Source organism: Stenotrophomonas sp. GD04054, from assembly GCF_029836955.1.
GTDB lineage: Bacteria > Pseudomonadota > Gammaproteobacteria > Xanthomonadales > Xanthomonadaceae > Stenotrophomonas > Stenotrophomonas maltophilia_A.
In genome coordinates, this window is sequence record NZ_JAOECR010000048.1 from 1 (window position 1) to 12,961 (window position 12,961).

The 12,961-nt window shown below is 65.3% G+C and carries 14 protein-coding genes; 2 read left to right on the top strand and 12 right to left on the bottom strand.

The features are described 5' to 3' along the window. Positions 1 to 100: 100 nt before the first annotated feature. From N7573_RS17905 to N7573_RS17940, 8 genes are read right to left on the bottom strand one after another with little or no spacing between them, the layout of a single operon-like run. Positions 101 to 1,096 (bottom strand): phosphatidate cytidylyltransferase, encoded by a 996-nt coding sequence (locus N7573_RS17905; RefSeq protein WP_032129555.1) that lies wholly within the window; start codon positions 1,094 to 1,096, stop codon positions 101 to 103. Continuing rightward, positions 1,093 to 1,722: a lysophospholipid acyltransferase family protein gene (locus tag N7573_RS17910; RefSeq protein ID WP_279912962.1), complete on the bottom strand. Its 630-nt coding sequence runs from the start codon at positions 1,720 to 1,722 to the stop codon at positions 1,093 to 1,095. The genes N7573_RS17905 and N7573_RS17910 overlap by 4 nt, the downstream gene beginning before the upstream one ends. Positions 1,723 to 1,735: 13 nt before the next feature. Continuing rightward, positions 1,736 to 2,173 carry a hypothetical protein gene (locus N7573_RS17915; RefSeq protein ID WP_279912961.1) on the bottom strand — a complete coding sequence of 146 codons (438 nt, stop codon included), beginning with the start codon at positions 2,171 to 2,173 and terminating at the stop codon, positions 1,736 to 1,738. Next, entirely contained in the window at positions 2,170 to 3,474 is a 1,305-nt protein-coding gene (locus N7573_RS17920) for a phosphatase PAP2/dual specificity phosphatase family protein (RefSeq protein ID WP_279912965.1), read from the bottom strand. The genes N7573_RS17915 and N7573_RS17920 overlap by 4 nt, the downstream gene beginning before the upstream one ends. Positions 3,475 to 3,497: 23 nt before the next feature. Beyond that, positions 3,498 to 5,249: a bifunctional alpha/beta hydrolase/class I SAM-dependent methyltransferase gene (locus tag N7573_RS17925; RefSeq protein WP_279912960.1), complete on the bottom strand. Its 1,752-nt coding sequence runs from the start codon at positions 5,247 to 5,249 to the stop codon at positions 3,498 to 3,500. 34 nt (positions 5,250 to 5,283) lie between these two features. Continuing rightward, positions 5,284 to 5,904 carry a CDP-alcohol phosphatidyltransferase family protein gene (locus N7573_RS17930; protein ID WP_197611102.1) on the bottom strand — a complete coding sequence of 207 codons (621 nt, stop codon included), beginning with the start codon at positions 5,902 to 5,904 and terminating at the stop codon, positions 5,284 to 5,286. A gap of 43 nt (positions 5,905 to 5,947) precedes the next feature. Beyond that, a complete protein-coding gene (locus N7573_RS17935; protein WP_279912959.1) occupies positions 5,948 to 6,274 on the bottom strand; it encodes a hypothetical protein in 327 nt (108 codons plus the stop codon). A 42-nt stretch (positions 6,275 to 6,316) separates the two neighbouring features. Next, positions 6,317 to 6,571 carry a hypothetical protein gene (locus tag N7573_RS17940; RefSeq protein WP_279912958.1) on the bottom strand — a complete coding sequence of 85 codons (255 nt, stop codon included), beginning with the start codon at positions 6,569 to 6,571 and terminating at the stop codon, positions 6,317 to 6,319. Positions 6,572 to 6,756: 185 nt separating this feature from the next. On the opposite strand from N7573_RS17940, the gene purH reads away from it, so the two are divergent. Together purH and purD are read left to right on the top strand one after the other, a co-directional pair. Beyond that, on the top strand, positions 6,757 to 8,340 hold the full coding sequence (gene purH, locus N7573_RS17945) for a bifunctional phosphoribosylaminoimidazolecarboxamide formyltransferase/IMP cyclohydrolase (protein WP_032129548.1): 1,584 nt from the start codon (positions 6,757 to 6,759) through the stop codon (positions 8,338 to 8,340). A gap of 61 nt (positions 8,341 to 8,401) precedes the next feature. Next, entirely contained in the window at positions 8,402 to 9,685 is a 1,284-nt protein-coding gene (purD, locus tag N7573_RS17950; RefSeq protein WP_279912957.1) for a phosphoribosylamine--glycine ligase, read from the top strand. A gap of 225 nt (positions 9,686 to 9,910) precedes the next feature. Here purD and N7573_RS17955 read toward each other — a convergent pair whose 3' ends face one another. From N7573_RS17955 to rpoH, 4 genes are all read right to left on the bottom strand, one after another. After that, on the bottom strand, positions 9,911 to 10,405 hold the full coding sequence (locus tag N7573_RS17955; protein WP_279912956.1) for a DUF2247 family protein: 495 nt from the start codon (positions 10,403 to 10,405) through the stop codon (positions 9,911 to 9,913). Then, positions 10,402 to 11,061 carry an RHS repeat-associated core domain-containing protein gene (locus tag N7573_RS17960; protein ID WP_279912955.1) on the bottom strand — a complete coding sequence of 220 codons (660 nt, stop codon included), beginning with the start codon at positions 11,059 to 11,061 and terminating at the stop codon, positions 10,402 to 10,404. Before N7573_RS17960 ends, N7573_RS17955 begins: the two co-directional genes overlap by 4 nt. Next, positions 11,028 to 11,342, bottom strand: a complete 315-nt coding sequence (locus tag N7573_RS17965) for an RHS repeat-associated core domain-containing protein (protein WP_279912963.1) — start codon at positions 11,340 to 11,342, stop codon at positions 11,028 to 11,030. Before N7573_RS17965 ends, N7573_RS17960 begins: the two co-directional genes overlap by 34 nt. Positions 11,343 to 11,770: 428 nt before the next feature. Beyond that, positions 11,771 to 12,646: an RNA polymerase sigma factor RpoH gene (rpoH, locus tag N7573_RS17970; protein ID WP_006473441.1), complete on the bottom strand. Its 876-nt coding sequence runs from the start codon at positions 12,644 to 12,646 to the stop codon at positions 11,771 to 11,773. Between the last annotated feature and the right edge of the window lie 315 nt (positions 12,647 to 12,961).

Here is a 12,961-nt window from a genome sequence, read left to right on the forward strand (position 1 = left end):
TACCGGTAGATCCACGCCATGCGTGGATGAAAGCCCGGCAGAGTAAACCGCCCCCGCCCGCCAGTAGATCCACGCCATGCGTGGATGGAAGCCGGCAGAATCAACCGCCGCCGCCCGCCTTCCAGTAGTACCGCACCACATGGAAGAACACCGGCGCGGCGAAGCACACCGAGTCCAGCCGGTCGAGCATGCCGCCATGGCCCTCGATCATGTGGCCCCAGTCCTTGATGCCACGATCGCGCTTGATCGCCGACATCACCAGGCCGCCCCAGAACCCCATCAGGTTGATCAGCAGCGACAGGCCGAACGCCTGCAGCGGCGTGAACGGGGTGATCCACCATAGTGCCGCACCCAGCGCACTGGCACTCAGCACACCGCCCACGAAGCCCTCCACCGTCTTCGACGGCGACAGCTTCGGCGCAATCAGATGCCTGCCCAGCAGCTTGCCCCAGATGTACTGCAGCACGTCCGAAGACTGCACCACGATCACCAGGAAGGCGAACAGCAGCACGTTGCGCGACGGGTCATGGCCGGGCACGTGCAGGTTCAGCAGCAGCGGCACATGCGAGATGCAGAACACGCAGATCATCAACCCCCACTGCACCTTCGCGGTCCGCTCCAGGTAGTGCGTGGTATCACCGCCAATGGTCGACAGGATCGGCAGGAACAGGAACGCATAGACCGGAATCAGCAGCGTGTACATGCCGTACCAGTCGATCCAGACCAGGTAGTACTGCCACGGCAGCACGATGTAGAACGCGGCCAGCAGGGCGTAGTAGTCGCCCGAGCGGGTCGGCGCCAGGGTGATGAACTCGCGCAGTGCGAACAGCGAGATGATCGCGAACAGCACGATCACCCCGGCACGACCGAAGAACAGCGCCAGCCCGACCACGATCGCCATCACCCACCACGCGCGGATGCGCGAGACCAGGTTGGCGATCACCGCGCTGGGCTGCCCACGCTGGCGCCAGCGCAATGTCTCGGCCACCAGCGTGGCCAGCACCAGCACCGCACCCACGCCAGCAAACAGCAGGCCGGTCTGCTGGCCGACACTCTGCGTGGCCAGGTCGCCGGACACATCGATCAGGAAGCTCATGCCCTGCCCCCGTTCGGCGCCAGGTCCAGCAGCGCCTGCCGGCTGCGGGCCAGGAAGGCGGCCTTGTCCTCGTCGGCCTGCAGCCGCAGCGGCGTACCGAAGGTGGCCGTGCACAGCAGCGGCAGCGGCAGGAACCGGCCCTTGGGCATCACCCGCTTCAGGTTGTCGATCCACACCGGTACGAATTCCAGCTCCGGGCGTTGCCGTGCCAGGTGATAGATGCCGCTCTTGAACGGCAGCAGCGGCTCTTCGCCCACGTTGCGGGTACCTTCCGGAAACAGGATCAGCGAGCAGTCTTCGTCCACCGCGTCACGCAGGGCCTGCAGTGGATCCTGCTGGCGATGGCCGGCCTCGCGCTCGACCAGCACGCCATTGAACACCGCATCGATCAGGTAGCGACGCAGGCCATCGCGCTGCCAGTATTCGGCCGCGGCCACCGGGCGCACCTGGCGCCGCAGTGTCGGTGGCATCGACGACCAGATCAGCACGAAGTCACCATGGCTGGCGTGGTTGCCGTAATACACGCGCCGTTCGCTGGACGGCGCACAGCCGATCCACAGCGCGCGGGCGCCGGTCACTACATGGATCGCGCCACTGCAGGCGCGCGCAATCAATTCAGCGAACATCGGTCCCTCCCGTTCACGTCTGCGGCCACAACACGGCCAGCACCAGCAGTGCGAACTGCACTGCGGTCAGCAGGTACTGGCGCAGCAGCAGGCGACGCATGCCGGCCCAGCGCGCATCCCAGCCGCGCAGCGGCGCGTCGGGCTGCATGCGGCGCAGGCCACTGGCGTGCAGCAGCTGGTCGGTGCGGCGCGCGGCAGCGTCACCCTCCAGGCCTTCATCGCGCAGCAGCTGCAGCAGGCTGGCATCCAGCGCCACCCGCCACGCGTGGTAGATCTGTGCGATGCCCGCGGCAACACTGAGCAGCAACAGGCCGGCGGCAATCATCGCCAGGCCCGGTTCGGTGCCGAGCAGCAGCAGCGCCACCAGCAGCAGGCCCAGCGACAGGCCCGCCGGCCAACGGCCCTGCCGCAGCAGCAGCTGCATGGTCGCCAGATCGGGAACCGTACTCACGTGCGTACTCCCGCTGCAGCAGTGATGGCATGCAGATGCGCCGCGCCCAGCACGACGCCCGGACGTGCCGTGCGCACGATCGCCACCGCGGCATCGGTATCGGTGGCACGACCACTGCGCAGCAGCCAGGCCGCCACACTGGCAGCACTGCGCGAATAGCCCAGCGCGCAACACACCAGCAGCGGTCCGTGCGCGCGCAGCCGCTCGATCGCCTCGGCCGCATCGCGCAGCTGTTCTGGCGTGGGCACCACCAGGTCCAGCATCGGCACGCTGGCATACGCCGCGCCCGGTGCACGACAGGACAGTTCGGCACAGGCATCGACCACGCCGACCAAGGGTGCCGGCAATGCAGCGCAGGGAACACGCCCCAGCCATACACCGTCCATCACCGGCACCGGCTGCGGCGCACGCCGCGTCCACAGCCGCGAATTGATCCAGGCTGCGCCCAGGTACGGCGCCAGCAGCCAGCGTGCCGCCATTGCCAGACGTCCATCGGCGCGCTTCTGGAACACCGCCGTACCCAGCCCGGCATAGGCCAGCGCCACCAGCAGCAGCGATACCACCGGCCACAGCAGCCACAACGCCGCGCCACGCAGAAGCACCACCGGCACCAGCAATGCAGCGGCCCCCAGCAGGTACAGCGCTGCCAGGCGCCAACGTCTGGCGTCACGCGCGGTGCGCCAGGCACGCAAGGGTGGCGTGCCCTGCTCCGGCCACAGCCAGACGCACAGCCAACCGGCCAGCAGGCCGGTCGGGATATCGATGAAATGATGCTGGAATGTGGTCAGCACCGAGACGCCGATCAGCAGCGCCCACACATGCAGTACCCAACGCCACACCCCATGCAGGTACTGCGCGAATTTCACCCACAGCACGATCAGCAACACGATGTGCAGTGATGGCGCCTGGTTGAACGGCTTGTCGAAGCCCAGCAGCACATCGAACAACCAACCGAACACACCGCCGATCTCCGGCCGCTCGAAACTGAAGCGCAGTGGCCACAACAGGAAGCAGGTCACCGCGATCAACTGTGCACTGAACAACCGCAACGCATGCCGGTCCAGCTCCAACCGTTGCCGGCACAGGAAGAAGGAAACCGCATAGAACAGATCGATCGACCAGTACGGCACGATCGTCCACGGTACGAACGGAATCTGCGTTTCCCATCCGAACGCCATCACCGGCAGTTCGGCATGGCGGCCGGCCATCCAGTTGGCGAAGCCATAGCTGGCGAAGAAGAATGGGCCCAGCAGGGCCAGCCACAACAGGGCGCGCCGCCAGGGGCGCCCCTCTGCGGCCAGCGGGGATGCGGCGAGCGTCGCCATCACGCGGTCCGGCGCGCCAGCGACACCGTGAAGATGCCGAAGTCGTCGATACGCTGCGCCACCTTCTCGAACCCGGCCAGGCGCACCAGCTCGTCCATTTCCTGCTGGGTACGGCGGCGCATTACCCACGCGGCGCCGCCACGGTGGCTGGTCAGTGCGCGTGCGATGAACTCCAGCTGCGGGTGCCACGGCTGGCCGGTATAGGCCAGGTAGCCGCCCGCCGGCACCGTCGCAGCAATGCCCTGCAGCGAGCGCAGCACCGCATCGTTGTCGGGGAACAGTTCGTACAGGCCCGATACCACGGCCAGCGTCGGTGCTGGATCGACCTTGGCCAGCTGTGCCGGGTCGAACGCATCACCCTGCTCGAAGCGCGCGATGTCGGCCGCCCCCAGGCGCTCGATCAAGGCCTGACCCTGGGTGACGTTCAGATCACTGAAGTCGCGCAGCACGATGCGCTCGGCGCGCTGTTCGCCCTGGCCCAGCGCTTCCAGCACGTAGCGGCCATGGCCGGCGGCCACGTCCAGCACGCGCACCGGCGTGCCCTGCCCGCGCAGGCGCTGGGCGGCATCGCGCAGCAGCTCCTGCAGGTGCTTGCCACGCACGCGGATGCCGCGCCAGCCGATCGCGTCCAGGTAGTTGCGGTCGATCATGCGCCCCAGCGGGCCCTTGCCGCGCGCTTCGTCGCGATAGATGTAGTCGAGCGTGCTGCCCGAATCGAAACCGGTCTGTAGGCCCAGCGCGATGCCTTCAGACAGCGTGCCACCGAAGCGCAGTCCACCGCGCACCACGCGCCAGCGCAGGTCGGGCAGGCTGTTGCGCTCTGGCGGCCAGGCCAGGATCTCCGATTCTTCGAAAGTCGGCCCATGGCGGTGCGCATCGCGCCGCGACAGTTCGCGCAGCGGCTCGGCGAAACGTGCCTGGATGAAACTGCGGATACGCGCCAGCGCCGGCGCCCGATCGCGCTCGCCCAGCGTGTCGTGGAAGAAGCCCGGCAGATGCACGCGCTCCTTGATCGGGCTGGACAGGCGCTCGTAGAAGCGGTCCTGCGGGCCACGGTGCACCACGAAATCCGAGCCGGACACCAGCAGCTGCACCGGTACGCTGATCGCCTGCGCATCGGCCACGATGCGGTCGGCCGCTTCGTACAGGCCCAGCAACACGCGCACCGAGATCGGCCGGGTGATCAGCGGATCGGTGCGGTAGCTTTCCACCCGCGCCGGATCGTGGGTCAGCCACTGCGGCTTGACGTAGCTGTTGACGAAGAAATTGCCGCGCAGCTTCTGCATCAAGGCCAGGCCCGGGCGTGCGAACGGCACGTACAGCTTCACCTTGAACGCCGGCGAAGCCATCACCAGCGCGCGCAGGCGTGGTGCATAGTCGTGCGCCCAGGTGGCGGCGACCACCGCCCCCACGCTCTGTGCGATCACCACGATGTCCTGCACCGCGATACCATGCTCGGCACCGATGTGGGCGATGAAGCTGTCGAGGTCACGCACCAGCGCCGGGAAGCCCGGTGCATCGCCACGCGTACCCGGCGAACGGCCATTGCCGCGCGCATCCCAGGCGAAGAAGGCGGTGTCGGGCAGGTCCAGCTCATCGACCAGGTGGGTGACCCGCCCGGAGTGCTCGTGGCCGCGGTGCAGCAGCACGATGGCCTTGGTGGCCGGCGTTGCAGTGGTGCCCGCCCAGTACCGGTAGAACAGCGGTACCTGGTCGAAGCTGTGGAATTCCCGTTCCTGCGCCTGACGCATGCAATCTCCTGATTGTCTTCTTGTATCTGCTTGATTAGTTCGGCGAAACCGCCGCTTCCCGCAGTCCGCGACGGACGCGATTGATCATGGTCAGCATGCACAGCACCGCCATGGCCGCGGCCACGCCAGTGACCGTCATCGCGCCAACCCACTCACACGCCAGCAGCAGGCCCAGCGCACCGATCACGAACGCGCGGTCGCTCTTGCCCATCGGGCCGTCGTAGCGGCGGCTGGCACCGACCATCAGCCCCAGCACCCCGGCGTACTCACTCAGTGCCGCGGTCCAGGCCAGCAGCCACAGCGTTTCCGGGCGTACCCCAGGCACGCTGAGCAGGCTCAGGTACAGCGCCGCATCGGCAATCACATCGCACAGCTCGTTCAGATAGGCGCCCAGCCGCGACTGCTGGCCGAACTCGCGGGCCAGCATGCCATCCACCGCGTTGAGCGCCATGCGCAGCAGCATCCACAGCGGCAGCAGCAGGTACAGCAGGGGCTGGGCAGGCGCGCAGCACCACACGGCAACGGCCACCAGCAGCGAAACCACGGCGGCGGCCACGGTCACCGCGTTGGCGGTGATCCCCATGCGGTACAGGCCGCGTACGGCCGGACGCAACAGGTCCTGGAAACGTCCTTTCAGTGCATAGATCGACACGATCTGTATCCGCTGGTCCTTGGCAGTGCGGCCACAGCCTACCCCATCAAATACGGGTACCGGCAAGTTCCGCCGGGCCCAGCCAGTCCTGCCATGGCAGCTGCGGATCGATATGGCGGCGCAACCAGACCGCGTCATGGCTGCGCTGCATGGCATTGCGCACCGCCTGCACGGCCCGCTCCCGCGCCCCAGCATCGGCGAACCCCGCCTGCAGCGCCAGCAGCCGGTACACACCGCCGGGCGAGCGCTGGAAGTGGATGATGCCGCCGGCGGGCAGCACGATGGCGCCCTCATCCAGGCCATCGGCGTACAGATACAGCTCGAACGGGTCCAGCCAGTACTGCGCATGCATCACCTGCAGCAGTTCGGCCACGCTCGGTGCGCGCCGGTAGGGCGCGATGGCATCGCCATACCATCACTTGTCGTCGTCCAGGTAGACCTTGAACTCCAGCCGCCGCCAGCGCCGGCGTTCACGGCGCTGCACGTCCCAGGACAGGATCTCGGCCTGCTCACCCCAGCGCTCGGCGGCTTCAGCCTGCAGCCTCGGTACATCGGCCGAGGCGCACCAGGCCGCGGCCTGGCCACAACGCGCGTGGCGCACATAGCGGGCCAGGAACAGCAGCGCCCCTTCGGCATCGAGGGCGGCCTGCAGGCGCTTGGCGACGGTCATGGGGCGGCATCCTGCACACGGGGGACAGGCGGCACCGTGCCGTGCCCGGCGATGGCTGACAAGCCCGCCAATCGTGCCCATCACGGTCAAGCCGGCCTTGAACGCGGCGAATCTGCTCCTGCGGCACCCGCCACCGGCCCCCACCGCCTACAATATCGGCCCCGCTCCGCTGCCGATTCTGTCCCATGACTGCCGATCTGTTGCCCGTCCGCCGGGCCCTCCTCTCCGTTTCCGACAAGACCGGCCTGGTCGAGCTGGCCACTGCGCTGGCCGCACGTGGCGTGGAACTGCTGTCCACCGGCGGCACCGCAAAAGCCATTCGCGACATGGGCCTGGCCGTGAAGGACGTCGCCGACGTCACCGGTTTCCCGGAGATGATGGACGGCCGGGTCAAGACCCTGCACCCGATGGTACACGGCGGCCTGCTGGGCCGTTCCGGCCTGGATGATGCGGTGATGGCCGAGCACGGCATCGGCGCCATCGACCTGCTGGTGCTGAACCTGTACCCGTTCGAATCGGTCACCGCCAAGGCCGACTGCACCCTCGCCGACGCGGTCGAGAACATCGACATTGGCGGCCCGGCGATGCTGCGTTCGGCAGCCAAGAACTTCGCCCGCGTGGCGGTGGCCACCGACCCGTCGCAGTACGCCGAGCTGCTGGCCTCGCTGGACGCCAACGACGGCCAGCTGTCGGCCGCCACCCGCTTCGCGTTCTCGGTGGCCGCGTTCAACCGCGTCGCCCAGTACGACGCCGCGATCAGCAACTACCTGTCGGCGGTCACCGCCACCGACGCCGCCGTACCGGCACGTGCCGAGTACCCGGCGCAGATGAACTCCACCTTCGTGAAGGTGATGGACCTGCGCTACGGCGAGAACCCGCACCAGAGCGGCGCGTTCTACCGCGACCTGTACCCGGTGCCGGGCACGCTGGCGACCTTCCAGCAGCTGCAGGGCAAGGAACTGAGCTACAACAACCTGGCCGATGCCGACGCGGCGTGGGAATGCGTGCGCCAGTTCGATGCACCGGCCTGCGTCATCGTCAAGCACGCCAACCCGTGCGGCGTGGCCGTCGGTGCCGGCAACGGCGACGCCTACGAGCTGGCCTACGCCACCGACCCGACCAGCGCCTTCGGCGGCATCATCGCCTTCAACAAGCCGCTGGACGCCGCCACTGCCAAGGTGATCCTGGACCGCCAGTTCGTGGAAGTGCTGATTGCCCCGGACTACGAGCCGGCCGCGCTGGAATACGCACAGAAAAAGGCCAACGTGCGCGTGCTGCGCATCCCGCACGGCGATGGCCTGAACAACTTCGACAGCAAGCGCGTCGGCTCGGGCCTGCTGCTGCAGTCCTCGGACAACCGCGGCATGACCCGCGACGAACTGAAGGTGGTCAGCAAGCTGGCGCCGACCGACAAGCAGTTCACCGACCTGCTGTTCGCCTGGAAGGTGGCCAAGTTCGTGAAATCCAACGCGATCGTCTATGCCAAGGACAACCGCACCATCGGTGTCGGCGCCGGCCAGATGAGCCGCGTGTACTCGGCCCGCATCGCTGGCATCAAGGCCGCCGATGCGAACCTGGTGGTCGAGGGCTCGGTGATGGCCTCCGACGCGTTCTTCCCGTTCCGCGACGGCATCGATGCCGCTGCCGCCGCCGGCATCAAGGCGGTCATCCAGCCGGGCGGTTCGATGCGCGATGCCGAAGTGATCGCCGCCGCCGACGAACATGGCCTGGCGATGGTGTTCACCGGCGTGCGCCACTTCCGCCACTGATCCGCATCACGAAGCCGGGCCCTGCCCGGCTTTTCTCTTCCGTACCCGAGAACCCTGTCCCATGAAGATCCTCGTCATCGGCTCTGGCGGCCGCGAACACGCCCTGGCATGGAAGCTGGCCCAGTCCTCCCGTGTCACCGAAGTGATCGTGGCGCCCGGCAACGCCGGCACCGCCAGCGAAGACAAGTGCCGCAACGTGGCGGTCAAGGTTACCGATATCGACGGCCTGCTGGCGCTGGCACAGGCCGAAGGCGTGGCGCTGACCGTGGTCGGCCCTGAAGTACCGCTGGTGGCTGGCGTGGTAGACCGCTTCCGCGCCGCCGGCCTGCGCATCTTCGGGCCGACCGCCGCCGCCGCGCAGCTGGAAGGCAGCAAGGCCTACGCCAAGGACTTCCTGGCCCGCCACAACATCCCCACCGCGTTCTACGCCGTGCACACCGACGTGGACGCCGCCCTGGCCTACATCCGCGAGAAGGGCGCGCCGATCGTGGTCAAGGCCGATGGCCTGGCCGCCGGCAAGGGCGTGATCGTGGCGATGACCCTGGCCGAAGCCGAGGACGCGGTGCGTGACATGCTCTCGGGCAACGCGTTCGGCGATGCCGGTGCGCGCGTGGTGATCGAGGAATTCCTTGACGGCGAGGAAGCCAGCTTCATTTCGATGGTGGACGGCGTGCATGCGCTGCCGATGGCCACCTCGCAGGACCACAAGCGCGTCGGCGACGGCGATACCGGCCCGAACACCGGCGGCATGGGCGCCTATTCGCCGGCCCCGGTGGTGACGCCGGAGGTGCATGCACGGGTGATGCGCGAGGTGGTGAACCCCACCGTGCAGGGCATGATCGCCGACGGCATCCCGTTCACCGGCTTCCTCTACGCGGGCCTGATGATCGATGCCAGCGGCGCGCCGAAGGTGATCGAATTCAACGTGCGCTTTGGCGACCCGGAAACGCAGCCAGTGATGCTGCGCCTGCAGTCGGACCTGGTCGAGCTGGTGGAAGCGGCCATCGATGGCCGCTTGGACCAGGTCGAAGCGCAGTGGGACGTGCGCCCGTCGCTGGGCGTGGTGCTGGCGGCCAGGCCGTACCCGGAAGCGCCGATCACCGGTGACGTGATTTCCGGCCTGGACGACGTGCCGGCCACTGCCAAGGTATTCCACGCCGGTACGGCATTGGATGCACAGGGCCAGGTGGTCAGCGCCGGCGGCCGCGTGCTGTGCGTGGCGGCGCTGGGCGACAGCGTGCGCGATGCGCAGGCAAAGGCCTATGCCGGCGTGGCCAAGGTAACCTGGGCCAACGAATTCCACCGCACCGACATCGGCTGGCGCGCGATCGCACGCGAGGGGTGAGGGAGGCGCCATGTCCAGCCTCTGCAGCCCTTCCGTCGATGGATTCAGGCGGAAGGTATCGGCGCAGGGCTGTCGCAATACGTTGATTCGAGCGCTTCACCCTTGCGATGGACCAGATAAGGGATTCTGGATGTCTTCACCGTCCTCGGCATGGAAAGCCAGGACGGTACTCTCGCTGACAAGGCGGCGCACGCCAAGCGAGGGAGATTGTCTGGAATTCATCCGCTATCTCGCGGAATCAAGAAACGCTTTCCAGTTCTCAAAGAGCCGCGCCACGTTCTGCTCATGTGAATGCGCTGCGGGATCATAGCCACCAGAAGCTGGCATGTACCTTACAAAGCCTTCCACAGACTCCGGATAGTCAAAATCAGCGTAGATCTTCTCGACCTCTCCGAGCGGATCAGCAACCACATCGCGCTTGGCATAAAGATCCGCGAGGAGTGCAACAAGCCACCTTCTGGAGACTTCATCTTCGTTTAGATTTTCATCGAGTACCGTCAGCTGTGTAGCTACTCTGTTGCGTTCCTCAGGAGAAACGCTTTCCAGTCTTTGAATCAGGGAATTCAGATTGAATTCCCCCTTCAGCTCCTTCTGCCCGGACTCGCATTGTTTCACCACCTCAAAGTCGATCAAATGGCGCCCCATTGCCCACGCCACCTCGGTCTGACTCCAGGGCCCGTAGGGTTGAATACAATCATACGTTCTCATATAGACACTCATCTCTTGTTTGGTATTCCGTTCATGCTGCCACCTTCTACAAATCTTTGATGGGTCAAGTCGCCAGCTTTGTCTACTATGTATTCAAAACGACCGGCCTTTCCATTGAGTTCACCGGGGAGCTGAGTCAGAGTGCGAACCACGCCGTCGCCTCCTGTCAATGGAGTATGAACACCTGCTTCTGCAGCGGTCTCTCGCATAAAGGTCGCTGAATTGTGCCCAGCGTCCGCTTTGAGTGCACTTCCCACAGGCCGGGAATTCAAAAGTGCCCGACCTTCTGCACTCAGAGCTTTGGATGCCGCCACACCTGCTCCACCGGCACCTGTAACTCCTGCGATATCAGCAGCGATACTGGTAGCTGCCGATACGACACTTGGATTGGCCATTGCAACCATGCCAGCTTCGATCAGCACTGGGGCAGCCATTGCCGCTGTAACAGCGATTGCGGCCGGTCTCATCGGCTCGTATACGGCGCCATTTCCGGCAGCAATATCCCTCCGATGCTGCTCAACGAATCGCTCTGCGGCCTGCCTTCCATCCGCATCGACGAACCTGTACGGATTCCCGTTCGCGTATCGATACCGATTGAACTGCTCAACTGGCATTTGCTGAGCGGTGACTGGGTCTACCGACAAAAACACACCCAATTGTGGATCCATGTAGCGGTGACTGGGTCTACCGACAAAAACACACCCAATTGTGGATCCATGTAGCGCTGTTGCATGTAGCTCAGCCCTGTGGCCGAGTCGCTCACATGTCCGGCGTACCCAGGTCCATCCGTGACCTGACCGCCTACCACGGCCCCGTAGGGCTCGTAGTCATATCGCTTGATGACGTTGCCGTTGGCATCGCTTTCGGCCACAACCGAGCCGAGGGCATCAGTGTGAATGTATGTGATCGTTGTCTGGGCGATTGCGGATGGTGACAGGCCAAGGCCCATCAGCAGCACGCAGCACAGCCAGGCGCCTATGGCACCAAGCTTGCGAGTTCGATCTTCAGATCCCCCGAAGCGGGTCGACACACCGCCTGCAGTTCCCCGAACCTACGCATCATTCCAATCCATGAAAGAGCCTTGAAGCAAGGCTTGGCATTCATAGCACAGGAAGGCAGTCATCGGAGTCCAACTCCAGGACTGAGGCCAGAGGGACCATCCTGAATTGGACCAGGCCCTCGGCTATAAACCTCGCGAGGGATTGAACGGCTACTGGAAGCGCATGATTGCCCGCCATGGGCTGGTACTACTGAGGCAACCGATCAGCGGCCCGCATTACCAACAGCCATGCCGGTCAAACGAAAAGCCCCGACCAACGCCGGGGCTTTTCATCAGGACGGGGGCCGGAAAAAGGAACCGAACCAAAGATCTATGCCTTACGCGGTGAACAGCGCCTTCATCTTCTTCAGCGCGTTCGCTTCAACCTGGCGGATACGCTCGGCCGACACGCCGTATTCGTCAGCCAGTTCCTGCAGGGTCACCTTGCTGTCCGCATCCAGCCAGCGGCGGCGGATGATGTCGCGCGAGCGCGCATCCAGCTCGGCCAGGCCTTCGCGCAGCAGCTGCATCTGGTTGTCTTCGCTGTCGGCACGTTCGTAGGCCATCGACGGGTCTTCGTCGTTGGCGACCAGGAACGCGGCCGGCGACGGCGGCGCGTGCTCGTTGTCCTCATCGGTCGGCGCATCGAAACCGATATCGCGACCTGACAGGCGCGACTCCATTTCCATGACCTCGCGCTCGGACACGTTCAGGTCCTTGGCCACCGCGCTCACTTCAGCCGCGTTCATCCAGCCCAGGCGCGTCTTCGACTTGCGCAGGTTGAAGAACAGCTTGCGCTGCGCCTTGGTGGTGGCGACCTTCACGATGCGCCAGTTCTTCAGGATGAACTCGTGCATCTCGGCACGGATCCAGTGCACGGCGAAGGAGACCAGGCGCACGCCCATGTCCGGGTCGAAGCGCTTGACCGCCTTCATCAGGCCGATGTTGCCTTCCTGGATCAGGTCACCCAGGGCAAGGCCGTAGCCGTTGTAACCGCGGGCCACGTGCACCACGAAGCGCAGGTGCGAATGCACCAGCTCGCGGGCGGCGTCCAGATCGTTGCCGTCGCGGAAGCGACGGGCCAGGTCCTGTTCGTCATCGACCGACAGCACCGGGATCTGGTGCACGGCACCGATGTAGGCGTCCAGCGAACCGAGCGCACTGGGAATCGGGAGATTGTTTGCCACAAGGGCAGTAGAGGTGTTCTGGCTCATAGGCACCCATCTTAGCAGTCCGGCATTTGGACTGCTAAAGGAGGAAAAAGTTCCAGCGTCCCATTGATGCAACACTGGTCCCAAACAGAGCCCTACCGTAGCGCGATTTGATGACAGTGGCGAGCATGCTTTTCGGGATTCACAATCCCTTGAAATTCAAGCAATTACCTACTGGAAACCGGCCGATTCCGGTCAAGCGGAGCTGAACGGGCCGTTCTTGAGGCCCATTCAGGCCAGAAGACGTTGCCGGGTGTTCAGGCCCGAAGGCTGAGGGCCGCACCTTTACTACTAAGAAACCCGTTGACAGCCATCCGG

Bases quoted from the DNA above. Each gene is read 5' to 3' on its own strand.
- rpoH (WP_006473441.1), bottom strand. From the start codon at position 12,646: ATGAGCCAGAACACCTCTACTGCCCTTGTGGCAAACAATCTCCCGATT.
- N7573_RS17910 (WP_279912962.1), bottom strand. From the start codon at position 1,722: ATGTTCGCTGAATTGATTGCGCGCGCCTGCAGTGGCGCGATCCATGTA.
- N7573_RS17960 (WP_279912955.1), bottom strand. From the start codon at position 11,061: ATGGATCCACAATTGGGTGTGTTTTTGTCGGTAGACCCAGTCACCGCT.
- N7573_RS17955 (WP_279912956.1), bottom strand. From the start codon at position 10,405: ATGAGTGTCTATATGAGAACGTATGATTGTATTCAACCCTACGGGCCC.
- purH (WP_032129548.1), top strand. From the start codon at position 6,757: ATGACTGCCGATCTGTTGCCCGTCCGCCGGGCCCTCCTCTCCGTTTCC.
- N7573_RS17940 (WP_279912958.1), bottom strand. From the start codon at position 6,571: ATGACCGTCGCCAAGCGCCTGCAGGCCGCCCTCGATGCCGAAGGGGCG.
- N7573_RS17905 (WP_032129555.1), bottom strand. From the start codon at position 1,096: ATGAGCTTCCTGATCGATGTGTCCGGCGACCTGGCCACGCAGAGTGTC.
- N7573_RS17965 (WP_279912963.1), bottom strand. From the start codon at position 11,342: ATGGGCCTTGGCCTGTCACCATCCGCAATCGCCCAGACAACGATCACA.
- purD (WP_279912957.1), top strand. From the start codon at position 8,402: ATGAAGATCCTCGTCATCGGCTCTGGCGGCCGCGAACACGCCCTGGCA.
- N7573_RS17925 (WP_279912960.1), bottom strand. From the start codon at position 5,249: ATGCGTCAGGCGCAGGAACGGGAATTCCACAGCTTCGACCAGGTACCG.